This is a genomic window from Rhodococcus sp. IEGM 27, assembly GCF_033142305.1.
Lineage (GTDB): Bacteria > Actinomycetota > Actinomycetes > Mycobacteriales > Mycobacteriaceae > Rhodococcus_F > Rhodococcus_F oxybenzonivorans.
Genome location: NZ_JAWLSG010000006.1, coordinates 169,562 through 190,618, shown reverse-complemented (window position 1 = coordinate 190,618; position 21,057 = coordinate 169,562). Strand labels below are relative to the sequence as shown.

Here is a 21,057-nt window from a genome sequence, read left to right as displayed (position 1 = left end):
AGAATATGAACCTGTGACAGCAGAAACCTCCGACGCCGAAGTCGAGACCAATTGGTTGACCCCGGCCGAGATGCGCGCATGGCGCGGCTATATGGACGGCAACCAGCGGCTCATGGACGTCCTCAACAGGGATCTGCAGGAAAAGCACGATCTGTCGCTCGCCGATTACCGAATTCTCGTGCTGCTGTCCGAATCGCCCGACGGATCGCTACGGATGTCCGATCTCGCCGACGGGGTGCTGTCCTCGCGCAGTCGCCTCACGCATCAGATCCGGCGCATGGAGGCGCAAGGCATGGTCACCCGGGACACCTGCCTGGAGGACGGCCGGGGTGTTCTCGCCGTCATCACGGATGAGGGTCGCGCGCGACTGGCCGAGGCGGCACCCACCCACGTAGCCGGGGTCCGGCGCAACCTCGTCGATCAGCTCACCAAATCGCAGCTCAAAGTTCTCGCCGAGGTGTTCGAGCGGGTAGACAAAGCCATCGGCGACCGCTGACCGGTTGCAGCCGCCGACACCGTTACCGATATGATCGCGCACGGAAGCGTGGCAGAGCGGCCGAATGCACTCGCCTTGAAAGCGAGCGTGGCGTTAAACCCACCGGGGGTTCAAATCCCTCCGCTTCCGCCAACTGTTCGTTGTTCAAACCCGGTCCACCCGCAAGGGTGGGCCGGGTTTGTTTGTGCCGGTCGAAGCTGAGCAGCGTTGGTAGCTCGCTGGCCTTCGCGTCCCGGATCAGTGCCCCGACGGCACAGTCGATTGATTTCGGAACCTGTCCGTTCGACTTCGAGAAATCGTTCTCCCAGCATGTGCCGTACCCGGCCCTTGCGCGTGTCGATGAACATTGGTTTGGTCCCCAATGACGGAATAGTCCTCGGACAGATCGAGCGTCTGGGGCCCGTCTCGTGGTCACGACTACTTTTGCGGTGGCAGCGAGGGTGTCTCACTCCCACGGGATGCGGTGGTGTGGATCGTTGCGTCGGACGACTTCAATCGATTGAAAGAGCCAGTGCGGGAGGACCCGCGCGCAATTTACTTTCGTCGTTCCTGGCCGAAGCGCTGACCGAGAACCCTGTTATTGGCGGCTCGCCAGTCGATCATGCCGCACGTCCGTGCTGATTCATTCAACCGAATGACGAAAGCGCGTATTAAATCATTCAGTGGACTGAACAGGCAAGTATTTTCGTCATTCAACAGACCTATACGTAAAGTGGCGGTGAAGGTCGAAGGCGTGGTCATAGGTTGCATTAGTACGCACGACGTGTCTCCCTCGCCGTCGACGCCCGGACCGGCGGATGGACCAAATGGAACACCAATCCCGGGCAATTTATGGACTCAACGTGGACGGACCATCGGGCTCCGTATGAACGGATGCCTCCGAGGGTGCCGAACCGGTTCGACGTCGGTCTGAGTAACCAGGCGTTGTCGCGGCCAACGGATACCACGTCACTCATCCCTCGGGTTAGATCGATCGAAAACGTACGCTAATACACACCGCCGGGCAAGTTCGCCGACGTCGTGGCCAGGCGATACCACCGACGTTGCACCGGTGCGAGAAAGCTGTACCAACCCGTGTAGTCCTGTCCAAATTAGTACGGTGCGTGACTGCGACTCGGCTGGGCTGCATGTCGACACGATCGATACCGACTCCGCCATGGCAGTAAACAATGGCCTGCTCGCATCGCTTAGCGCCTCACCTGAGCCTTCCATCAAATCATGACGAAACATCAGTTCGTACATCGACGGCTTTTGATCGGCGAACTCGATGTACACGGCTGCGGCCTGAATAAGCCGTTCAACAGACGCAGTGGACCGGTCACCCAGCGCCTCGACCACCGCCCGCGTGAGCTCCGTGTAGCCCTCCCGCGCCACAGCCGCTAGGAGTCGCGCACGTGTCGGGAACGTGTGGCGAGGTGCGCTATGTGAAACCCCGGCTTCTCGTGCAATCCCTCGTAGGGTCAGCGCGTCTAGACCCTCCCGGCCCAGCAAGTTCAACCCAGCCTGCACCAAGCGGTCGCGAACGGCCATGTTCTCAATAGTCACTTGGATAGTGTCCCGCACTATGGTAGACACCGTCTACAAACTTGTCGGTATCTAAGGGGGCATGGTGTGGTACTCGTTGTTCAAGTACGTCTTGATTGGGCCGTACCTGCGCTATAAAGGCCGTCCGCGGATCGAAGGACTGGAGCGGATTCCGGCTCGCGGGCAGGTTATTCTGGCCGGCAACCACCTCAGTATCGTTGACTCCTTCTACCTCTGCTTGCTGATAAACCGGCCCATTACGTTTGTCGCAAAGAGCGACTACTTTGAAGGCCGCGGACTACGGGGACGAGCACTGGCATGGTTCTTCCGGGCGGTTAAGCAGATTCCGATTAGCCGACACGACCCTGACGCAGCTAAGAAGTCACTCGAAGCTTCACGCCGCGTACTTGACAACGGGGGAATATGGGCCATCTACCCTGAGGGGTCTAGATCGCCAGACGGTAGGCTCTATAAGGGCAAGACCGGAGTCATGCGGATCGCGTTAACGGCTGATGCCGTTGTCTTCCCTGTAGTGACCTCCGGAACGCGTGAAATGAACCCCATCGGGAAACGCGGACTGAGGCGCGGCAGAGTTGAGATCCGGATTTGTGAACCTTTGGATCTGAGCAAGTACGTCACAGCCACCAACTCGGGTGCCGTACTGCGCGCAGCGACCGATTACCTCATGTGCTCGCTGCAGGAAAACTCTGGCCAGGAATACGTCGATTGTTACAACGATGCTTACAAGAGTCGATCAAACCGAACCGATAACGCCCGGACTGCCTAGTGCGGACCGAATGAGTTGCGGCCAGGGTGTTGCGAGCCCATGCCCCTGAGAAGGTTTACAACTTCCGGACAGATCGACGTGCGGCTTATATGTCGGAGTCACGCGGGCGGTATATAGCGTCGATTTGTCGTAGAAAGGCCGAGCGGACAGGGCTTTTGGTCTGGTGTCCAGTCGGCAATCTTCTGAATGAAATTTGGACCTGACACCAGTGGTAAGCCTGGTTGAGGTCGTGGCTTATATTCTTGATCCATGCTTTCATGGGCATGGGGGTTTATGGCATGAAGGAAAGAGAAAAGAGAACAAAGATTGCATTTAGTCGTTCGACCGGCAATGCTCATATTAAGCTGAATACCGAGATGAATCAGGTCTTCGGTCCGTAGCGCGCGCGATTATCGACATTGCTCGTCAAGATTTTCGCTGGGCGGGTCTTCTCGACGGACTGAAGAGGTGCCACCTGACCGCACTGATGCACGCGGACGAGGAAATTACTGCTTATGCACTGCACGGCGAACCGTTCATCATCCTGTATGCAGGCCCGTGCTTACCGAGTGTCAGACGTGGTCGACGAGCTGCCACCTGCCTTACCCGACGTCGACTATTGGCTGGTGGACAATAAGCGTATGGCTGGTTGGCGCCTGCTACGCAGCGTTGACGCTAATCGGTAGCTCGAGGTTGGCATGCGGGCGGCATCTGTCGTTGAATCCGAGATGAAGGCAGATAGCGAGCGGTAGGGCGGCACCCACTCATACCTACAGCCCAGACCACTTATCGAGCCCGCCGCGTCTCTCTCGAAAGGTTTGAATGCCACCCCTTTATCTCCGCCGAAGAAGCGGCCCAGCCCCGGCACCACACGTGCCGGGGCGGGGCCGCTTCTCATTCCTCTACCCGCGGGGGCGTGCAGCTTTCCGGGCTTTGGGTGCCTTCGGCGGCAGTTCCGCTACCTCCGCGAGCGCGCGTTCGAGCCACTGCCTGGCCTGATCCGGGGTGTCGCGCCAGTGGTCCGGCAGGGCGAGGTATTCGCGCATCGGCTTTTCTCCGGGTCCGAACGGGCCGACGCCGTCCGCAGACGACAGCTCGTCGTTCGCCTGCTCGCTGAGGAGCCGGACCCCGACGCTCGGTCCGAGTAGTCCCGCGAACATGTTGCCGTTGACGAAGGCGCCGAGGTTGCCGAACATCGGCTTCACTTGGACACCGGGTCGGTCGGGAATCAGTGACCGGAAGAATTCCTTGTCCGCTTCGGTCGGCTTCGGCATCTCCATGGACGGTCCTTTCCGCAGCGCCCGGATCTACTGGTCCGGGCGCTCTTCGGGGGTCATGATGCTGAAGACGGCGCCCTGGGGGTCGGCGACTCCGGCCATCCGTCCGACCGTCGGAATGTCCATGGCCTCTTCGACGATCGCGCCGCCGAGTTCGACCACTTTTGCGGCGCTGGCGTCGACGTCCTCCACTGCGAAATACACGCGCCAATGGTTCGGCGTATTCGGATGGAGCGGTGCACCGGCGCCGCCGACCTGTTCGTCACCGACCTGGAACAGGGTGTAGGTGTAGTCGGGTCCCATGGACATCTGTGTGGTGGTGGTCCCGAGGATGCTGTTGTAGAAGCGGACCGCCGTGTCGACGTCGGTGGTGTTCAGTTCGTTCCAGAGGCAGGCCCCCGGGTCTCCGACGAGGCCGGCGCCGATGTGCTTGTTCGCCTGCCACAATCCGACTGCAGCCCCGGTGGGGTCGGTGACGAACGACATGCGGCCCGCTTCCCCCACGTCGAACGCCGGCATCAGAACCTGGCCGCCTGCGCCGGGGACCTTCGCGAGCGTCGCGTCGACGTCGTCGACGGCGATGTAGGTGTTCCAATTCGCCGGCGCCCCGGCCGCGGCCGCGTCGGGCTGTAGTGGCGCGATGGCGGCGACGTTCTCGCCGCGCACGGTGGCCATCGAGTAGACGGGGCCTTCGGGCATCGGCCGGTCGTCGTATTCCCAGCCGAGCAGTTCAGCATAGAACTTCTTGGCCGCGTCCTGATCGCTGGTTTGGAGATCCACCCAGTTCGGGGTTCCTTGCGGGTATTTCGTTTTGATCGGCATGGCGGTTCCTTTCGGTGAGGAGATCAGGCCGTCGGGAGTGGGCGACCGGTGAAGGCGATCAAACGCTCGAAGGGGTCGGCGGTGTGTTCGGCAGGTACCGGGTCGGCGAATCCGACGGCACCCCGGGCTTCCGGCCGGATGATGGTGTGTGCCAGTCCGAGTACGTACTCGGAGAGTGCAGGATCGACGGTGACATTCCGGTCGACGGCTGCTGCGAAATCCCAGGCGTGCACCAAGAATTCGATGGACAATATTCCTACGGCGATAGGTGCCGGGACTGTGTTTCCCCCGATGATCACGGTCCCGTCCAGTCCGCGGCGCCGCCACGCTTCCAATGCCTGTTGGGCTTCGTCGGCGATCCTGGTTTCTACGGGCATTCCCGGTTCGTCGTCGATCTTCGGACCGGCGGCGGAGCCGATGGTCGTGATCGATCCGGCGAGGTGGTCGGCGAGCTGCGCGACGGTGAACTCGGTACACACCGTCTGGGCGGACATGTCGTCGGCAGTGAGATCGCGTAGCGCCCGCTGCACGACCGCCAGAGTTGCCTCTGCGCTCGACAATTCGTCGAGAGGCTGCGGGAGCGCCGCCCATTCGTCGGGTCCGGCGTCGCCCACGACGGCGGCTGCGGCGAGGCGATCGAGATAGTGGGTCCAGCCCTCGGCGTGGCGGGCTGCCTGTTCGTCGCTCAGTCCTTCGTGAACCAGTCGCACCTCGGTTCCGCCTGCGGTAGGAGTGAGGGTCACGGTGACGGTCGAGGTGCCGGGCGGAAGGTCTTCGCTCTCTTCCCAACCCCACGTGAAGACAATTCGCCGGCCGGGGTCGACTTCCTGGAATGTTCCTGCGGCCGAGTGTCCGGGCACGACGGTCCAGCGGTATCCGCCGCCCGTTCGGAGATCGACCCGCGCCGCGACCGTCTGCCACCTGCGTAACCGTTCGGGCTCGGTGACGAGTGCGAAGGTGGCGTCCGGGTCGAGCGGAACGACAACGGTTTTGTCGAATGGCATCAGCGGTCTCCTTTGGAAGCTGCTTCCTCGGTGGCGTCCGCGACGAGCCGGTCGAGTTCGTCGATCCAGAACGAATCGAACAGCGTGCGGAGTTGGGCAAGGCCCTGTGGATCGAGCCGGTAGTACCTGAAACGTCCGTCTTTACGTGCGGTGACCAGCCCCGCGTCCATGAGCACCCGAAGATGCTGAGAAATGGCCGACCGGCTCGCGGAAAAGTGCGCCGCAAGCGTGTTGACGGTCTGTTCCCCAGATGTCAGCAGATGCATCAAGCGTCTCCGGGTTGGCTCGGCTGCAACTTCCAACTGGTCGAGCACGTCCAATACGTTAGTCGCGGCTAACGCGTTGTGCAATGGGTCACACGGTGCTGATGTCGCCACGAGTCGACCCGATCACCGGTCGGTCGCGGGCTCGTGCACCTCGATCCCGAACTCGCCGAACAGTGCGCTGGTGGCGCCGTCGGTGGCTCCCGTGATCAGTGAGTTCGTGAGCATGCCGACGTCTAATCCGTTTCGACCACCGGTCACGATCTGCAGTGCCTGGATTCCGCTGTCGACCGCGACGCTCTGTGCTGCAGCGACTGCGGCTTGTTCGAGAACCGCAATGATCAGATCCCGAATGATCATGCGGATGGTGACCTGCGTTGCGGCTTCCGCCGCCATTGCACCTGCAGCGCTCACGCCGAGCGTCGGTACCGCTGCGGCGGCCATCGCCACGAGCTCCGCCAGCAATATGGCCAGTGCCGCAATGATCGACAGTTTCGCGTATTCGACGTTGGTCGCCGTCGACTCGCACATCGCGGACAGGTTCTCGCACAGGGCCGCGAGATCGTGGAGGGCGCCGGCGTCTCCACCGTACTTCTGCCAGTGCTGCGACATGGCAGTGGCGACGTCGCCCTCGACGGCGGACAACGCGTCGCGCAGTGCGGCGTCACCGTCCGCCGCGAGGTTCTTCAGCCCCGTGGAGGCTGTGCACCAGGCGTCGGCGAGTCGGCGCAGTGACGTCTCGTCGGCCGCGGGCCAACGGGAACCGGACGCCAGCCAGGCCACCGGCTTCACGACTTCGGGGAGTTCGATGCCCATCAGAAGGCCTCGCCCAGTCGCCGGGAGAACCGCGTATCCGTTGCTTCGAAGGATTCGGCCGTCGCTCGCATCCCGTCACCGATCGCGGAGAAAAGCGCGACGAGAGACAAGGCGGCGTGGACCGCTGACTCCGCCCCGGGAACGTAGTGCCGGGCGAATGCCGTCCCACCCTCGTCGGAGCCCCACGCAGTTCCTTCGGCGTCGAGCGTGCTCGTCAACTCGGTCAGCAGGGCGTCGGCTGTGTCCGCGAGCGCATCGAAACGTGGCGCCACGGTCCGGAGATGGTGAGGGTCGACCCACAGTGCTCGACTCATCGGTCCGCTCCGCGCAGGATCGTGGCGTTCCATCCGGGTTCGTCGGCGGAAGGCGGCGGGTCACCCGGGCGCGGAGCATCCGGCATCAGTTCGGAGAGGGTAGGCAGGTCGGCGCGGGCGTCGAATACGGGTGCCAGGACCTGGGCAGTTCGCTCGCGTACGTCCGCCACGGCCAGACGTGCCGCTTCTGCCATCGAGGACGCCAGCGCCTCGGGGCTGGTGCGCTTGAACGCGTCCGGCGACAGTTCGACCGCCGTCACGTTTCCGCCGGCATCGACGCAGACCCGGACCACTCCGTTGCCCGAGGTACCCGAGCCCCTCGTGCGCTCGACCTCGGACTTGGCCCGGGCCAGGCTGTCGGCCTGCCGTCGCACAGCGTCGAGCATCGAATCGATCTGGTGGCGCAATTCTTCGTTGCGGGCACGCAGTTCGTGGCGTGCGGCCTGGTCGACCATCGAGTTCCTCCCCCATGCGGTCAGCTCGGCGTCAGTGCCTGCTCACGAGGTTGGACGCAGCGATCCCGCAATCGGTTCCCCTCACTCTCATATCGGTCTGGCCACAAGCGCACGCACCCGAATCACACAGCAATCACAAAACCTTTAAGCTCTGCTTGACCGGCCGCACTTTGTACTGTGCAATCGGGATTCACACGGTCCGGGAAGAGGGATTTCTTTATGCGTCGCCTAGCATTCGCTGCTGTCGGAGTGGCAGTGTCACTGACCCTGTCTGGGCCGGCGTTCACTGCTACGGCCGATCCGACGCCTTCTCCGGCGGCCCCCCGGGCGAGCAGTGCTGCGAGTGTCGACAAAATTGTGAAGATCACCCCTACCCGCAGTGCGATCTTCGTGAACTCGCCCGCCATGAACCGGGTGATTCAGGTGCAGGTGCTGCATCCGGCCGGTGGCGCTGCGCGCCCGTCGCTGTATCTGCTCGACGGGGTGAGCGCGGGCGCCGAGTCCGACTTCCGGGAAAGTACCTGGACGCAGAAGACGGACGTGGTCCAGTTCTTCGCCGACAAGAAGGTGAACGTGGTCCTGCCGGTGGGCGGCACCGCGAGCTACTACACCGACTGGCATCTGCCGGACCCCACCCTCGGCGTCAACAAGTGGGAAACCTTCCTCGCCGACGAACTGCCGCCGATCATCGATGCCCAGTTCAGCGGAAACGGAACCAACGCAGTTGCCGGCGTGTCCATGGGTGCCATGGGTGCGGCCAACCTCATGACCCGCCACCCGCACCTCTACCGTGGTCTCGCCGCCTACAGCGGCTGCCTCGACAACACTCAGCCCAGTTCACGTGATTCGGTCCGCGGCACGGTCGCTTTCAAGGGCGGAAATCCGGCCAACATGTGGGGACCGGACTTCGACCCGGCCTGGGCGGCCCACGACCCGACGGTCAATGCCGAAGCCCTGCGCGGCAAGCAGATTTACATCTCGACGGGCAACGGCCTTCCCGGACCGTACGAGATGGCGACAGGGGGAGACCTGGCCTCGACCATCGCGGTCGGCGGGCCCCTCGAAGCGGCGGCGAACCTCTGCACCCAGACGTTCCAGCAGCGGCTGAACGCGCTCGCCATTCCCGCCACCTTCGTCTACCGCAACTCGGGCACGCATTCGTGGCCGTACTGGCAGGACGAGCTCCGCACGTCGTGGCCCGTGCTCAGGGGCGCGCTCGGCATCTGATCAGGGGCGGCCGACCACCGCGATCCGATCGGTTCTCGGAGGTGACACGGGCGAGTCCGCGCCGAGGTAGGTGATGAAGGCGTCGAGATCGCAACCCGCGTGGACAGCCTCCGTGTGGGTGCGGAAGGCATCGAACCCGTCCCCGCCGTCGGCGAGGAACCTGTTGACCGCGACACGGTAGACACCCTCCGGCGACACCGGTTCTCCGTTCACGCGGATATCCGAGATGCGGTTGCCGACAGTCGCCGACCGGTCCATCGTGTACGTCAGCGAACTCGACGGCGACAGGATTCGCTCGGTGACGCTGCCATCTCCACGGGGCTGGAACTGTTGCTCGAGCACGCTGCGGAGGGTGGCGCCCGGAAGGGTCAGAACCTCGAGCGAGTTACCGAAGGGCTGGACGGCATACACCTGACCATAGGTGACGGCGTCTCCGACCAGGTCTGCGCGGAGACCGCCGGGATTGGTGAGTGCAACCTGAGCGCCGAACGCTGTTCCGGCGGCCAGCTGGGCATCGGCCACAGCGTTGCCCATCGCAGACTCGCCGCTGTCCGTCGTCTCCCGGGTGAGGTCGTGCTGCATCGACGCCACCCACGTTCGGCTGACCTCGCCCGCCCGTTCTCCCGCTCGGTCGACAAGCAGCCCAGTGTCGGGGTCGGGAGGTATGTCGTGCGTGACCACCTGATTGAACGAGGACGTGCGATCCCGCAGGAGGTCGCGGGTGGTGCGGTCGATCGCCACATCGACCACCGAGACGATACGGCCGTGCGAGGCGCCCTGCATCAGCACCCGCGGGTTTCCGGCCGGGTCGGGAAAGGTGCAGTTGTACTGCTGGTGCCCGTCGGCCGTGAAGATGACGTCCACCTTCGGGGAGGCGCGCAAGGCCACGTCGTGGGTGCGGCGGGATTCCACGTCGCACTCGTCCGGCCGATTGTCCTGGTCGACTTCGGTCTCTCGGTGCATGAGGAGGGCGACGGCCCGCACCCCGAAGAAGTCGAGTAAGTCTGCCGTCCGGTTCACGGCCGCGAGCTCGTCGGTGAACCGGAGCCCGTCCGCACCGCCCGACGTCACCATGTGTGCGGTATCGGCGGGCATCGTCGCGATCACCCCTATCGGGATGCCCTCGACGTAGTTCACCGCGAAAGGCAACGTCGCGGGTGCGCCGTCCTCGAACTGCAGGTTCGCAGCCAACAGCGGGAAATCGGCGCCCTCGAACGTGTCGTCGAAACGGCAACCGTCCATGGGGTGACAGCCGCCGCGCTGGAGTCGCAGGAACTCGGCGTACCCCTCGTCGAGCTCGTGATTGCCGATGGCGGAGGCGTCGACGCCCATCCGGTTGAGCAGTTGCACCGTCGGCTCGTCGTGAAAAGCAGCTGACTCGAGAGCTGACGATCCCCAGTTGTCGCCCACCGAGTACAGCAACGAGTGCGGGGATTGACCACGCAGTTGATCGACGTATGCCGCGAGATACGCGGCGCCGCCCGCGGGCACCCGTGACCCGTCCGCCTGCTTCACCTCACGACGAACGCCGAGGGGAGGTGTGAGACTGCCGTGCAGGTCGTTGAAGGCGAGGAAGCGCAACGACACCGGCGGCTCCTGCGCCTGCACGTCGGGAAGGCCGACGGTCACGGAGGTGGCGAGTGTCAACGACACCGCGGCGGCCACGACAGCGCTCCGTACCGCGACGCGATGGCGCATTGTGGGTGGCTCCCTTCGGCAAACCGCACTGAGTCTGCCAAGGGGGAATCACGGGAGCTATACCTGCAGGTAACGTTTACATCTCAGGACTTACGCGCGAACACCGACCTTCGCGATCGAGCGGGTCTCTGCGCTCGTCGCGAAGGCAAGGAATGCGTCGTTTTCCTGGGGGTCGCCGATAGTGATCCGTACCCCGTCGTCGCCGTAAGGCCGAAGCAGAACACCCGCTTCTGCGCTGGCAGCGCCGAACGGTCGGGATTCGGTTCCCAGCGGAAGATAGACGAAGTTGGCCGCAGACTCCGGCACGTCGTATCCGGCGTCGAGGAGGGCGTCGCGGACGCGGTTCCGTTCGGCGACGACGCTCTCGGTGCGGGCGAGCAATTCGTCGGCGGCGGCCAACGATGCGATGGCGGCGGCCTGGGCGACGGTGTTGACGGCGAAAGCGATGTGAACCTTGCCGAGCGCGGTGACGATCGTCGGATCGGCCACGGCGTAACCCACGCGGAGACCCGCCAGCCCGTAGGCCTTCGAGAAAGTGCGCAGCACGACGACGTTCGGCCGTCCACGAAACAGCTCGATGCCGTCCGCGTCGGACCTGTTGTACTCGAAGTAGGCCTCGTCGAGTGCCACGACGACACGATCGGGGACGGCGTCGAGGAACCGTTCGAGTTCGGCCTTCGTGAGGGCGTTACCCGTCGGGTTGTTCGGGTTGCAGACGAAGATCAGCCGCGTGCGGTCGGTGACGGCGGCCGCCATGGCGTCGAGGTCGTGACCGAAGTCGGCGGTCAGCGGAACCGTCACGGGAACGGCGCCGGCTACCTGGGTCACCACGGGGTACGCCTCGAAGGAGCGCCACGCGAAGATCACCTCGTCACCATCCCGGCAGGTGACCTGGACGAGTTCCTGGCACAGGCTGACCGAACCATTGCCTGCGGCGATGTTGTCGGTGGGGACGCCGAGGTGGCCTGCCAGCGCCTCGATCAAGGCCACGTGACCGTTGTCCGGATACCTGTTGGCGTTGCCCGCTGCTGCCGCGATGGCGTCCCGGACACTCGGCAGCGGACCGAGAGTGGTCTCGTTGCTCGCCAGCTTGATCGCACCCGGAAAGTTCTTGCCGGGTACGTAGGCCGGAATCGTGTCGAGGTCTGCCCTTGTTCGCGGAGTCACCAGGCGATTATGCGCCTCCGATCCGGTGCGTCGACGGCCAGTCCGTGCCAAGGTGGGGACATGTCGGGAATCTTCAGGGACACCGCGGTCCTGCAGGCGGTCGGCGGCGCACCGGCCGATCCGCAGGCGCGGGTTCCACTCACCGTGGCAGAGCCGGACGGCCCCGCACGTGGCGCGATTGTGGTGCTGCACGAGTCGCGTGTGTTCAGCGAGCCGCTCCTCGACTTGATGCGCTCACTGGCCGAGGAAGGGTGGGTGGCGGCGGCCCCGCACCTCTTCCACGGTCGTCCCGCGCACAGTGCAACCGAGGTCTTCGGCGAGTCGCTGTTCGCCGACTTCGACGCCACCGTGCACTGGCTGACGAGCCGCGGAGTCCTCTCCGATTGTGTCGGGGTTCTCGGTTTCGACGACGCCGGTACTGCCGCGCTGCTCGTCGCCACCAACCGCCCGATCGGAGCCGCTGTGAGTGTCTCCGCCCGCGGCATCGTCGAGCCGTTGTCCGACGATGCCCCTGCCCTCATCGACGCGGCGCCGTTGCTGCAGGCTCCATGGCTCGGTTTGTACGGCGAGGACGATCCGTCCACCCCGCCGGAGCACGTCGAGCAGCTGCGGGATGCGACGGGAAAGGCATCGGTCGCGGCCCTCGTCGTCAGCTACGCCGGACTGGCGCACCGGGCGGACGAACCACTCGAGGTGCCTGACGGGCAGGACGACGCCCCCGGCGTCGAGAACATCGTCGACGCTCAACGCAGAATCTTCGACTGGTTCGACAGCAACCTGAGATAGCCCGTCCGCCGCTCTGACCAGCCGTTTTGTCTTGTCGTGGAAAGGTGTGTAATCTTTCGCTCCGGCGGTCCGAAGGGATCGGAACCACCCCAGGGAGGCGTGCCAGAGCGGCCGAATGGGACTCACTGCTAATGAGTTGTCCCTTTTACGAGGGACCGGAGGTTCAAATCCTCTCGCCTCCGCCACGCCGGTGCTAGTTGGCCGGTACAGCTATAACTGAAGACTTGCGCCCGTAGCTCAACGGATAGAGCACTTGACTACGGATCAAGAGGTTAGGGGTTCGAATCCCTTCGGGCGCACAACAGAAACCCCCTCACCACAGTGGTGAGGGGGTTTCTCGTGTCTGCGGTCGCACTCGAGGCGGCGTCAGGCGGTCGGCGGCACGAACTCCGGCTGGTCGAGCAGGCGAAGCCACGACCCGTCGGGCTGGCGACGCACTACTTGGGCGCGCGCCCCCGAACCATCTTTGGGTGGGGTGGCGGTGAGAGCGATGTCCTCGCTGATGAGGGTGGGTAGGGGAGTTTCCGGCTCGAAGTGCGGCGCATGGGCGAGGACGGATTCCCACAACTGCCGGATCGCCTCGCGGCCGACGGTCCGACTTCCGGGTGGATAGGCCATGACGGCGTTCTCCTCGTACAGTGCCGCGACTCCGGCTGCGTCGCCGGCGTTGCTCCGCTCGACGAACAGGCGGGTCAGGTCCTCGGGTTTCATGGCCTTCTCGTACACAGCAGTCCTCTCGTTCGGATCGTTCGTGTAATCCCAGCGTCGTTCCCGAGGGAGCGGAAGTCCAACAGATAGTTCAGCTCACTTCTAGAATCAGAGGTTATGGAACTGCGTCAGCTCAAGTACTTCGTAGCCGTGGCGGAAGAGGCCAATTTCACGCGGGCCGCGTTGCGTGTGCACATCAGTCAGTCGGGTATCAGCGCGCAGATCCGCCAACTCGAGCACGACCTCGGGACCACGCTCATCGACCGCTCGACTCGGACGGCCACGTTGACGGCGTCGGGAGAGGCCGCGCTCATCCATGCCAGGGAGGCACTGGCCGCCGCCGCTGCGGTGCGCGACGCCGTCGACGCCGTGAACCAGCTGGTTCGTGGACGCCTGGTGGTCGGCATGGTCACCGCCTGTACCGTCACCGGTCTGTTCGATGCGTTGGCGACGTTCCACGACGCGCATCCCGGCGTCGAGATCACCCTTCTCGAAGAGAGCTCCGATCAGCTTGTCGACCGAGTCCGTGGCGGCGACATCGACCTGGCACTCGTCGGCACGGCCACCGCACCGCCCGACGGGCTCGAGGCGTTCCCGATCATTTGCGAACGGTTGGTGGCGGCCGTGCCGCCGAATCATCCACTCGCGGGTCGAACCAGCGTGGCCCTGGCCGAACTCTGCGACCATGCGATCGTATGTATGCCCGCCGGAACAGGAATCCGGACCGTGTTCGACCAGGCGTGTGCCGCGTCGGATATCCGGCCTGGTATCGCATTGCAGGCCAGTGCCCCGGACACTGTCGCGGATCTCGCGCTCCGCGGACTCGGGGTCGCGATCCTCAGCGAATCGATGGCCGCCGCCTTCGATGGGCTGACGGCGCTCGTCCTCGACGACGTCGAGATCCCGGCGGTGCTGGCACTGGTGTGGAAAAGCGCTGCGAGTCCTGCAGTTCGCGAACTGGTCAGGCACACCCGACGTGCGTTCGCCGAGGCAGAAGCGCCGAAGATTCCCGCGCCGCGGTAGCGGCCGGGCTCACGAGCCTAGTAATTTCGCCTTCGCTGCGGCGAACTCTTCATCGGTGAGAACGCCGGCATCCTTCAAGCGCGCGAGTTCCTGAATACGCGACACGAGGTCGTCGCCGCTGATGAGCGCCTTAGCTTCGATGGACAATGCGGCGAGTCCGACGTTGTCGAGCTCTTCGTCCACCTCCACCTGCCGCAGCGTCCCGTCCTGCGACTTGGCGAGGAAGACGAGGTCGAGGATGGTGACGGTGCCCTGCTCGACGAGCTCTCGGAACGACTCGATCACCGCGGGGTCGGCGCGGTCACCGGGGAACGTGAGGAACAGGAACGCGACCGGTCCGACGTCAGCAGCTGTATTCGTTATGTCTTTCCCTGTGCCGGGGATGTTCTGATGTCGATGCTCGCGACAGGCGGCAGGGTGCGCATCATCCACGACGGGTGATGTCGGCAGGCCCGGCCTCTGCGAGGCTCGTCGAGAGCGTGTCGGATGAAATGCAGGAAGAGACGGGGTGGTGCATGCCTTCACTCGGTGCCTTGCTTTTCTGGATAATTGGTTGCGCGGTGGTGGCCCCGCTGTTCGCCGGGTTGGTTCCTCGCAAGCTGGTGCCCGAGGTGGTGTTGCTGCTCGGTGCCACCGGCGCCGTACATGCGCAGACCGCGGTGGCGTCCGAACCCGGTGTCCTCGTAGCGTTCGTGGCGCTGATCGCCGGCACCGGGCTGCCCGTGATCGTGGCCGTCACCGGGGTAGCCGTCGAATCGGGTGACATGACCGCGGCGAATGCGTCGGTGCTCGTCGCTGCGGGTGCCATCACGGTTCTCCTCTTCCCACTCGGTGCCTCTCTGATTGATAGATCTGCGCCCGGGACCGGGCCGCTCGGGCCCGCCGAGGCGACCGACTGTACAACGACGAGTGACGACAACCGAGGAGCTGACCGGTGACCAGAACCGCATCGACACAGGCGCCGGCCCGGGCAACGCTTATCCTGGCGACACTGATACTCGTTGCCGCCGTGGCTAACTTGAATCTTTCGGTGGCCAATGTCGCGTTGCCCGACATCGGTCGCGCCTTCGATGCGAGCCAAACCCAGCTGAACCTGGTCGCGGTGGCGTACTCCTTGGGTCTGGCGGCCTCGGTGCTCTATCTCGGTGCGCTCGGCGACCGATACGGGCGCAAGCAGATGCTGGTGCTCGGAATGGCGCTGTCGTTGCCGGCGTCGGCAATTGCCGGGTTCGCGGGCAGTGTCGAAATACTGTTCCTCGCACGTGTTCTCGGAGGGATCTCCGCGGGCCTCGCCTTCCCCACCACGCTGGCCATCATCACTGCCCTGTGGTCGGGTCCACCGCGCACCAAGGCCATCGCCCTGTGGTCGGCTCTCGGCGGGGCGATCTCGTCGCTCGGGCCGATCGTGTCGGGCGCGCTCCTCGAGCACTTTCACTGGGGCTCGGTGTTTTTCGTGACACTGCCCCTCGCCGGTCTCGCTCTCGTCTGCGCCGCCGTCTGGGTGCCCGCTCACGTCAACGAGACCACCGACCCGGTCGACAACCTCGGCGGTGTCATTTCGGTGGTCTTCATCGCTGCACTCATCCTCGCGATCAACTTTGCCCCGGTCGACGGTGCCGGGGCGACGGCCATCGGGCTGGGCGTGATCGCCTTGGCGGCCGGTGCGGCGTTCTTCCTGCAGCAGCGCCGCGCGGCGCACCCGTTGTTCGACCTCCACGTGGCGGCGAGGCCCACATTCTGGGTCGCCGCCGTGGGCGGGGTGATCGTGTTCGGTGCGCTGATGGGGGCCATGTTCATCGGGCAGCAGTTCCTGCAGAATGTGCTCGGGTACTCCACGCTGGCTGCGGGATCTGCGATCATTCCGGCGGCGGTCGCGATGGTGATCGTCGCTCCTCGTTCGGCGAAACTCGTCGAATCGCGTGGTGCGCGCTTCACCCTCCTGCTCGGATACCTGTTCGTGGTCCTCGGGTTACTCGTCGCGCTGCTGTTGTGGAACGAGAACGCCCATTACCTCGAGGTGGGGGTGGCGTACGCGTTCGTCGGAATCGGAGTCGGGTTCGCGGGCACACCGGCGTCGCGTTCGCTCACCGGATCGGTACCGGTGTCGCGCGCGGGGATGGCGTCCGGCACCTCCGACCTTCAGCGTGACCTCGGCGGTGCGATCATGCAGTCGATCCTCGGCGCGGTACTCACCGCCGGGTACGCCAAGTCGCTGTCGTCGGCGATCGCGGCATCGCCTGATGCGAGTCAGGTGACGCCCGAAACGCAAGCGGCGCTGACGAAGTCGTATTCCAGTGCAGAAGTGCTAGCCGAACGGTATCCCCAATACGCGGACCAGATCATCGCTGCCGCGCGCAACGCCTTTCTCGACGGGGACACCAAGGCGTACCTCGCCGCAATCCTGGTGGGGGGCGCGGGCGCTGTGGTGGTGTTCTTCTTCTATCCGCACCGGGAGGAGGAGAAGCGATTGATGGCGGAGTACGCGGAACAGCGCGGCACATAGGACGCATGTACCTTTCGGCGCGGTGGAAGCGTCGAAAGGTACATTCGCCCGGTGTCAGCGGGGTAAATTCCCGACAATCGGCACATCGACGAGGGGACCAGCACGATGACAGCTCGGGTCGTGACCAAGGCGAATCGTAAGCGAGGGCTGGTCGCGGCCGCAGCGGCTGTGCTGCTGGTCGTCACGGCAGCGTGTTCGGAGGACTCCTCCACCGGATCGGCCACGTCGGTGACGCAGACGACGCAGGCGGGCACGTCGGCGGCTGGGGATGGCACGCAGATCGATGCCGCTGTCGCGCAGCGTCTCGACGAGGCCATCGAGAATACGATGGCGAGGGCCTCGATTCCCGGGGTGATGGTGGGAGTGTGGGGCGCCGACGGTAACTACGTGAAAGCGTTCGGAGTTGCCGACAAGTCATCGGGCGCCCCGATGGAAACTGACTTCTACAGCAGGATCGGCAGTGTGACAAAGACTTTCACCGTCACCGGCGTGCTGCAGTTGGTCGACGAGGGAAGGGTCGGCCTCGACGACCCCATCGGGAAATACATCGACGGTGTTCCCCTGGGTGATCAAATCACGATCCGCCAGCTCGCGCGGATGCAGAGCGGATTGGCCAACTACTCGGCCAGCGAGGACTTCCAGAAGGCCCTGATAGCCGACCCGAAAGCGAACTTCACCCCCCAGCAGCTGCTCGGCTACGCATACGCACAGCCCGCGACCTTCCCGCCGGGGCAGGGATTCGAGTACTCCAATACCAACACGACATTGCTGGGACTGGTCGTCGAAAAGGTCAGCGGAATGTCGCTTGCCGACTATGTGACGCAGAAGATCATCGACCCGCTCGAGATGGCCGACACGAGCTTCCCGAACTCGAACGCCATCCCCGAACCGCATCCGCAGGGTTACACCGAGCAAACGGCGGACGGCAAGGAAGCAACGGCCACCGACTGGAACCCGTCCTGGGGGTGGGCCGCGGGTGCCATGATCTCCACCCTCGAGGACCTGCACATCTGGGCCCCGGCGTTGGCCACGGGAACGCTGCTGCAACCGGCAACCCAGGAGCAGCGACTGCAGACGGTGACCGCGCCGGGTCTGTCGACCGATGTCGGGTACGGCCTGGGCATCTTCGACATCGCCGGCTGGATCGGGCACAACGGCAGCATCCCCGGCTACCAGACGGTCAGCGTGTATCTGCCGGAAAAGGAAATGACGCTCGCGATCATGATCAACACCGACGTTCCCTACGAGGGCAGCGAGCCGAGTACAGCGCTGGCTACTGCCATTACGGAGATCATCTCTCCCGATCACGTCTACCGGTTGCGCGCCGACGTGCAGGATCCCAATGCCACGTCTACGCCCTCGACTACGCCGGGGACGACGCAGCCGTCGACGTCCTCCCCGGCTCCCACCAGCTGATCGCAACCACGACACCGCGATCTCCGGAACCCACGCCTGCCGGCGCGTACGGTGGTGCCGTGACGATTCTGGTGACCGGGGCTACCGGGAATATCGGCAGGATGCTCGTCGATCATCTTCTCGCGCGGGGTGCGACCGACGTCCGGGCACTCACCAACCATCCAGAGAAGGCGCACCTGCCCGCGGGAGTCGAGGTCGCGCACGGCTATCTCCGTAGGCTCGACACCCTTCCGGCCGCATTCGACGGCGTCGAGTCCGTGTATCTGGCGCCGACACCAGACACGGTCGAGGATGTGCTCGCCGTGGCGACGCGTGCCGGAGTCCGTCACGTCGTCGACCTGTCCGGTCCGCACGACGGACATTGGGGTGACGTGGCGCGGGCGGTCGAGGCGTCCGGCATACCGTGGACCCATCTGTGGCCCGGCGAATTCATGGAAAACGCAGGAATACTCGCGCCGCAGATCAAGGACGCCGGGGTGGTTCGCGAGCCGTTCCCGACGGCAGGCAATGCGCCCATCGCCATGGACGACATTGCCGAGGTGGCGGCGGTGACGCTGCTCGAGGACGGACACGTCGGCAAGTCGTACGAGCTGACGGGTCCGGAGACATTACTTCGTGCGGAGCTGGTTCGCCGGCTGGGGGAGGCCCTCGGCCGCAACATCGAATACCGGCAGGTCTCGTTCGAGGAGGGAGTCGAGGTCCTCACCCCCGCGATGGGCGAGTACGCGCGGTGGTATCTCGAAGGCATGGCGACCCTCGTCGACCATCCCCAGCAGTCCAATTCTGTATTCGAGGACATCGTCGGCCGACCGGCCACCCCCTTCACCCGGTGGGCGGCGGAGCACGTCCACGAGTTCGGCGGATAAATATCCGGGATCCCGATCGGTTGTCCCGTAACCGGATCAGCGCGAGGGGGTAAGAGTCACAACGGGTATGGGCGCGTCGTCTTCTTCTGATAGTCGCTGTCGCGGCCCGAATTATGTCTTTCATGGTGGCCCACATGCGGTCGTAGTCGGGATCGCCGGGCAGATGGTCGTCACCGTCGCGGCCGTAGGTCAATGCAGACGTTCGGGGTGCACCCGACTTGCGACCTACCGTGTGCAACAACAGAGTCGGCACACCAGCAGGCGATGGCCGAGCCATCCGCCGCTGCGCTCGTAGACGAACGGGTGCAGTCGGAGCGCATTGACGAACAGCTCGGCCATCGTTCCTCGTTCCGGGGCAAGGGAGCTACGTATCACGCCACAGTAGAGGGACGGCGGTCAGTGACTCCGGACCGCGTGCAGAACCGCATCCTTGATAGTGACCAGGTTTCCGTCCGGGTCGGTGATCTCTCGCGCCGGGGCCGCGCACGCGAGAATCTCCCAGTTCTCGGGGTCCAGCACGGCCGCCACCTGTTCGGCGGTGAACATGATGTCCGGCACATCGGGCCTGCCCACCGAGGCGTGCATATCGGTGGGGTGATGACCCACGATCAGCAGGTGTCCGCCTGGCCGCACGGCCGCGGCCAGGCGACGGTGCAGCTCGCCGCGGGCCGGCTCCGGCAGTTGCATGAATTGCGCGGATACCAGATCGAACTGTCCGGTTGGCGGCTCCCACGATCGAATGTCGACCTGCTGCCAAGTGGTGTGGTCCGCGATCGCAGCGCCGGCCTCTGCTGCCTGTGCGGCGGCGCGCTCGAGCGCCACCGTCGACACGTCGACTCCGGTGGCGTCCCAGCCGTTCGAGGCCAGCCAGATGACGTCCGCCCCCTCGCCGCAGCCGACGTCCAGAGCGCGGCCCGGGGTCAGCGTCGCTGTCTGTTCCACCAGGCGCTGGTTGGGGTTCCCGCTCCACACCGCGCCGGTCGAGCTGTACCGCTCGTCCCAGAACTCTTGGCTGTAGAAATCGCTGGGGTCGTGCTCATGTACGTGCGTCATGGCTCCACTGTGCGGGGCACCCGGCGCCAGATGAAAGTTCTGTTGCCGAACCGGCAATGTGCGGCGACTACGAGGCTTGGAACGTGAAGATTCGGCAACCGCTCATGTTCGCCGAAGAGGCGACCCCGTCGGCCCGCGCGTAGTCGCCCTTGGCCGACAGATTGTTGGCGAGTGCTGCCTGATCGTCACAGAAAGCCTGATCCGCCGGGTCGGTCACGGGATTGCTGATGTAGGTGTCGCCCGGTGCGGCCGCCGCGAACGGACCGACACCGAACAGAGGTACGGCAGCCGCTGCGAGCGCAATGGAGGCCGCCGCGAAGAACTGGCGGATCATGATGCTCCTCCGGGAGTAAGGCGTGGGATTTTTCCGATGACCCCATCCTGCACCGAACTTTCCCGGGCAGCCATACCCCCAAGGGTGCAAAATTCGCATCGAGCGGTTCAGGGCAGTTCGACGGTGCCCAAAGCCTCTTGCACGCGGTCGGCGGCCTCGATGGGGTCCTCGTGCTCCCAGATGCGCACCACCGTCCAGCCGGACTCGATGAGTCGAGCGTCGGTATCTCGGTCGCGGGTGACGTTCCCCGCGAGTTTGTCGGCCCACCACTGGGCGTTGTTCTTCGGGAAAGTGGCGTGCTTCGGGCAGCTGTGCCAGAAGCAGCCGTCCACGTACACCGCCACCTTGCGGCGTGGAAACACCAGATCGGCGCGTCGCCTGATGCCCTTCATCGGGGCCCGGTCCACGAAGTATCGGACCCCGCGGCGGTGCAGCTCCCGCCGCAACCCCAATTCGGGAGCGGTATCTCGCCGCCGCTGCGCCCGCATCCGGGCGCTGGTGGCGGGATCGGTGGAGGGCATCGCGAACGCTTGGTGTCC

At 64.6% G+C, this 21,057-nt stretch carries 24 protein-coding genes, 3 tRNA genes and 1 pseudogene; 12 read left to right on the top strand and 16 right to left on the bottom strand.

Going from position 1 to position 21,057, the window contains the following annotated elements:
• Window positions 1–13 precede the first annotated feature (13 nt).
• Both R4P95_RS21710 and R4P95_RS21705 read left to right on the top strand, forming a co-directional pair.
• Window positions 14–496 (top strand): MarR family winged helix-turn-helix transcriptional regulator, encoded by a 483-nt coding sequence (locus R4P95_RS21710; protein WP_109326123.1) that lies wholly within the window; start codon window positions 14–16, stop codon window positions 494–496.
• Between the two features lie 42 nt (window positions 497–538).
• Window positions 539–628 (top strand) — tRNA-Ser (locus tag R4P95_RS21705).
• A gap of 816 nt (window positions 629–1,444) precedes the next feature.
• Here R4P95_RS21705 and R4P95_RS33645 read toward each other — a convergent pair.
• Window positions 1,445–2,026, bottom strand: a complete 582-nt coding sequence (locus R4P95_RS33645; protein WP_397517712.1) for a TetR/AcrR family transcriptional regulator — start codon at window positions 2,024–2,026, stop codon at window positions 1,445–1,447.
• Between the two features lie 76 nt (window positions 2,027–2,102).
• On the opposite strand from R4P95_RS33645, the gene R4P95_RS21700 reads away from it, so the two are divergent.
• Window positions 2,103–2,807 carry a lysophospholipid acyltransferase family protein gene (locus R4P95_RS21700; protein ID WP_317745244.1) on the top strand — a complete coding sequence of 235 codons (705 nt, stop codon included), beginning with the start codon at window positions 2,103–2,105 and terminating at the stop codon, window positions 2,805–2,807.
• An 881-nt stretch (window positions 2,808–3,688) separates the two neighbouring features.
• On the opposite strand, the gene R4P95_RS21695 is transcribed toward R4P95_RS21700, so the two are convergent.
• The 7 genes from R4P95_RS21695 to R4P95_RS21670 all read right to left on the bottom strand — a co-directional run bounded on the left by R4P95_RS21695 (window position 3,689) and on the right by R4P95_RS21670 (window position 7,737).
• Window positions 3,689–4,066 (bottom strand): TfoX/Sxy family protein, encoded by a 378-nt coding sequence (locus R4P95_RS21695; protein ID WP_317745243.1) that lies wholly within the window; start codon window positions 4,064–4,066, stop codon window positions 3,689–3,691.
• A 27-nt stretch (window positions 4,067–4,093) separates the two neighbouring features.
• Window positions 4,094–4,885, bottom strand: a complete 792-nt coding sequence (locus R4P95_RS21690) for a VOC family protein (protein WP_317745242.1) — start codon at window positions 4,883–4,885, stop codon at window positions 4,094–4,096.
• A 23-nt stretch (window positions 4,886–4,908) separates the two neighbouring features.
• Window positions 4,909–5,889: a TIGR03086 family metal-binding protein gene (locus R4P95_RS21685; RefSeq protein WP_397517703.1), complete on the bottom strand. Its 981-nt coding sequence runs from the start codon at window positions 5,887–5,889 to the stop codon at window positions 4,909–4,911.
• Window positions 5,889–6,203 (bottom strand): ArsR/SmtB family transcription factor, encoded by a 315-nt coding sequence (locus tag R4P95_RS33640; protein WP_236603354.1) that lies wholly within the window; start codon window positions 6,201–6,203, stop codon window positions 5,889–5,891. Before R4P95_RS33640 ends, R4P95_RS21685 begins: the two co-directional genes overlap by 1 nt.
• Window positions 6,204–6,278: 75 nt before the next feature.
• Entirely contained in the window at window positions 6,279–6,968 is a 690-nt protein-coding gene (locus tag R4P95_RS21680; RefSeq protein WP_213574624.1) for a hypothetical protein, read from the bottom strand.
• Complete coding sequence (locus R4P95_RS21675) at window positions 6,968–7,282, bottom strand: WXG100 family type VII secretion target (RefSeq protein WP_213574623.1); 315 nt, start codon at window positions 7,280–7,282, stop codon at window positions 6,968–6,970. Before R4P95_RS21675 ends, R4P95_RS21680 begins: the two co-directional genes overlap by 1 nt.
• On the bottom strand, window positions 7,279–7,737 hold the full coding sequence (locus R4P95_RS21670) for a YbaB/EbfC family nucleoid-associated protein (protein ID WP_213574621.1): 459 nt from the start codon (window positions 7,735–7,737) through the stop codon (window positions 7,279–7,281). The genes R4P95_RS21675 and R4P95_RS21670 overlap by 4 nt, the downstream gene beginning before the upstream one ends.
• Window positions 7,738–7,956: 219 nt before the next feature.
• Between R4P95_RS21670 and R4P95_RS21665 the strand changes: the two genes are divergently transcribed.
• Window positions 7,957–8,964, top strand: coding sequence for an alpha/beta hydrolase (locus R4P95_RS21665; RefSeq protein ID WP_213574618.1), 1,008 nt, complete (start codon window positions 7,957–7,959; stop codon window positions 8,962–8,964).
• Here the strand turns inward: R4P95_RS21665 and R4P95_RS21660 are convergent, their stop codons facing one another.
• Window positions 8,965–10,662 carry a bifunctional UDP-sugar hydrolase/5'-nucleotidase gene (locus tag R4P95_RS21660; RefSeq protein WP_317745241.1) on the bottom strand — a complete coding sequence of 566 codons (1,698 nt, stop codon included), beginning with the start codon at window positions 10,660–10,662 and terminating at the stop codon, window positions 8,965–8,967.
• 90 nt (window positions 10,663–10,752) lie between these two features.
• Window positions 10,753–11,829 carry a histidinol-phosphate transaminase gene (gene hisC, locus R4P95_RS21655; protein ID WP_317745240.1) on the bottom strand — a complete coding sequence of 359 codons (1,077 nt, stop codon included), beginning with the start codon at window positions 11,827–11,829 and terminating at the stop codon, window positions 10,753–10,755.
• A 60-nt stretch (window positions 11,830–11,889) separates the two neighbouring features.
• Between hisC and R4P95_RS21650 the strand changes: the two genes are divergently transcribed.
• From R4P95_RS21650 to R4P95_RS21640, 3 genes are all read left to right on the top strand, one after another.
• Complete coding sequence (locus R4P95_RS21650) at window positions 11,890–12,615, top strand: dienelactone hydrolase family protein (protein ID WP_317745239.1); 726 nt, start codon at window positions 11,890–11,892, stop codon at window positions 12,613–12,615.
• 93 nt (window positions 12,616–12,708) lie between these two features.
• Window positions 12,709–12,800: transfer RNA gene (locus tag R4P95_RS21645), tRNA-Ser, on the top strand.
• 41 nt (window positions 12,801–12,841) lie between these two features.
• A tRNA-Arg gene (locus tag R4P95_RS21640) sits at window positions 12,842–12,914 on the top strand.
• A 67-nt stretch (window positions 12,915–12,981) separates the two neighbouring features.
• Here R4P95_RS21640 and R4P95_RS21635 read toward each other — a convergent pair.
• On the bottom strand, window positions 12,982–13,326 hold the full coding sequence (locus tag R4P95_RS21635; protein WP_244461302.1) for a YybH family protein: 345 nt from the start codon (window positions 13,324–13,326) through the stop codon (window positions 12,982–12,984).
• Window positions 13,327–13,440: 114 nt separating this feature from the next.
• On the opposite strand from R4P95_RS21635, the gene R4P95_RS21630 reads away from it, so the two are divergent.
• On the top strand, window positions 13,441–14,346 hold the full coding sequence (locus tag R4P95_RS21630) for a LysR family transcriptional regulator (RefSeq protein ID WP_317745238.1): 906 nt from the start codon (window positions 13,441–13,443) through the stop codon (window positions 14,344–14,346).
• Window positions 14,347–14,355: 9 nt separating this feature from the next.
• Here the strand turns inward: R4P95_RS21630 and R4P95_RS21625 are convergent, their stop codons facing one another.
• A complete protein-coding gene (locus R4P95_RS21625) occupies window positions 14,356–14,778 on the bottom strand; it encodes an SHOCT domain-containing protein (RefSeq protein WP_317745237.1) in 423 nt (140 codons plus the stop codon).
• Window positions 14,779–15,002: 224 nt separating this feature from the next.
• Between R4P95_RS21625 and R4P95_RS21620 the strand changes: the two are divergent.
• The 4 genes and pseudogenes from R4P95_RS21620 to R4P95_RS21605 form a co-directional block, all read left to right on the top strand.
• Window positions 15,003–15,284: pseudogene (locus R4P95_RS21620) on the top strand (cation:proton antiporter); the annotation flags it as partial.
• Window positions 15,281–16,849 (top strand): MFS transporter, encoded by a 1,569-nt coding sequence (locus R4P95_RS21615; protein WP_317745236.1) that lies wholly within the window; start codon window positions 15,281–15,283, stop codon window positions 16,847–16,849. The pseudogene R4P95_RS21620 and the gene R4P95_RS21615, both read left to right, overlap by 4 nt.
• Before the next feature lie 105 nt (window positions 16,850–16,954).
• Entirely contained in the window at window positions 16,955–18,265 is a 1,311-nt protein-coding gene (locus R4P95_RS21610; protein WP_317745235.1) for a serine hydrolase domain-containing protein, read from the top strand.
• A gap of 59 nt (window positions 18,266–18,324) precedes the next feature.
• The gene (locus tag R4P95_RS21605) at window positions 18,325–19,131 is read left to right on the top strand and encodes an SDR family oxidoreductase (RefSeq protein WP_317745234.1); all 807 of its coding nucleotides are present in this window, start codon (window positions 18,325–18,327) and stop codon (window positions 19,129–19,131) included.
• Here R4P95_RS21605 and R4P95_RS33635 read toward each other — a convergent pair.
• From R4P95_RS33635 to R4P95_RS21585, 4 genes are all read right to left on the bottom strand, one after another.
• Window positions 19,088–19,408 (bottom strand): nitroreductase/quinone reductase family protein, encoded by a 321-nt coding sequence (locus R4P95_RS33635; protein WP_397517705.1) that lies wholly within the window; start codon window positions 19,406–19,408, stop codon window positions 19,088–19,090. The genes R4P95_RS21605 and R4P95_RS33635 overlap by 44 nt on opposite strands.
• 119 nt (window positions 19,409–19,527) lie before the next feature.
• On the bottom strand, window positions 19,528–20,184 hold the full coding sequence (locus tag R4P95_RS21595) for a class I SAM-dependent methyltransferase (protein WP_317745233.1): 657 nt from the start codon (window positions 20,182–20,184) through the stop codon (window positions 19,528–19,530).
• Between the two features lie 67 nt (window positions 20,185–20,251).
• Entirely contained in the window at window positions 20,252–20,518 is a 267-nt protein-coding gene (locus tag R4P95_RS21590; RefSeq protein WP_230990067.1) for a hypothetical protein, read from the bottom strand.
• Window positions 20,519–20,625: 107 nt separating this feature from the next.
• Entirely contained in the window at window positions 20,626–21,039 is a 414-nt protein-coding gene (locus tag R4P95_RS21585; protein WP_208962884.1) for a very short patch repair endonuclease, read from the bottom strand.
• Window positions 21,040–21,057: the final 18 nt, after the last annotated feature.

Coding starts and splice junctions, on each gene's coding strand:
- R4P95_RS33645 (WP_397517712.1), bottom strand. CDS start 2,026: ATGGCCGTTCGCGACCGCTTGGTGCAGGCTGGGTTGAACTTGCTGGGC.
- R4P95_RS21700 (WP_317745244.1), top strand. CDS start 2,103: ATGGTGTGGTACTCGTTGTTCAAGTACGTCTTGATTGGGCCGTACCTG.
- R4P95_RS21695 (WP_317745243.1), bottom strand. CDS start 4,066: ATGGAGATGCCGAAGCCGACCGAAGCGGACAAGGAATTCTTCCGGTCA.
- R4P95_RS21690 (WP_317745242.1), bottom strand. CDS start 4,885: ATGCCGATCAAAACGAAATACCCGCAAGGAACCCCGAACTGGGTGGAT.
- R4P95_RS21685 (WP_397517703.1), bottom strand. CDS start 5,889: ATGCCATTCGACAAAACCGTTGTCGTTCCGCTCGACCCGGACGCCACC.
- R4P95_RS21680 (WP_213574624.1), bottom strand. CDS start 6,968: ATGGGCATCGAACTCCCCGAAGTCGTGAAGCCGGTGGCCTGGCTGGCG.
- R4P95_RS21675 (WP_213574623.1), bottom strand. CDS start 7,282: ATGAGTCGAGCACTGTGGGTCGACCCTCACCATCTCCGGACCGTGGCG.
- R4P95_RS21670 (WP_213574621.1), bottom strand. CDS start 7,737: ATGGTCGACCAGGCCGCACGCCACGAACTGCGTGCCCGCAACGAAGAA.
- R4P95_RS21665 (WP_213574618.1), top strand. CDS start 7,957: ATGCGTCGCCTAGCATTCGCTGCTGTCGGAGTGGCAGTGTCACTGACC.
- R4P95_RS21660 (WP_317745241.1), bottom strand. CDS start 10,662: ATGCGCCATCGCGTCGCGGTACGGAGCGCTGTCGTGGCCGCCGCGGTG.
- R4P95_RS21650 (WP_317745239.1), top strand. CDS start 11,890: ATGTCGGGAATCTTCAGGGACACCGCGGTCCTGCAGGCGGTCGGCGGC.
- R4P95_RS21635 (WP_244461302.1), bottom strand. CDS start 13,326: ATGAAACCCGAGGACCTGACCCGCCTGTTCGTCGAGCGGAGCAACGCC.
- R4P95_RS21630 (WP_317745238.1), top strand. CDS start 13,441: ATGGAACTGCGTCAGCTCAAGTACTTCGTAGCCGTGGCGGAAGAGGCC.
- R4P95_RS21610 (WP_317745235.1), top strand. CDS start 16,955: ATGACAGCTCGGGTCGTGACCAAGGCGAATCGTAAGCGAGGGCTGGTC.
- R4P95_RS33635 (WP_397517705.1), bottom strand. CDS start 19,408: ATGGCTCGGCCATCGCCTGCTGGTGTGCCGACTCTGTTGTTGCACACG.
- R4P95_RS21595 (WP_317745233.1), bottom strand. CDS start 20,184: ATGACGCACGTACATGAGCACGACCCCAGCGATTTCTACAGCCAAGAG.
- R4P95_RS21590 (WP_230990067.1), bottom strand. CDS start 20,518: ATGATCCGCCAGTTCTTCGCGGCGGCCTCCATTGCGCTCGCAGCGGCT.
- R4P95_RS21585 (WP_208962884.1), bottom strand. CDS start 21,039: ATGCCCTCCACCGATCCCGCCACCAGCGCCCGGATGCGGGCGCAGCGG.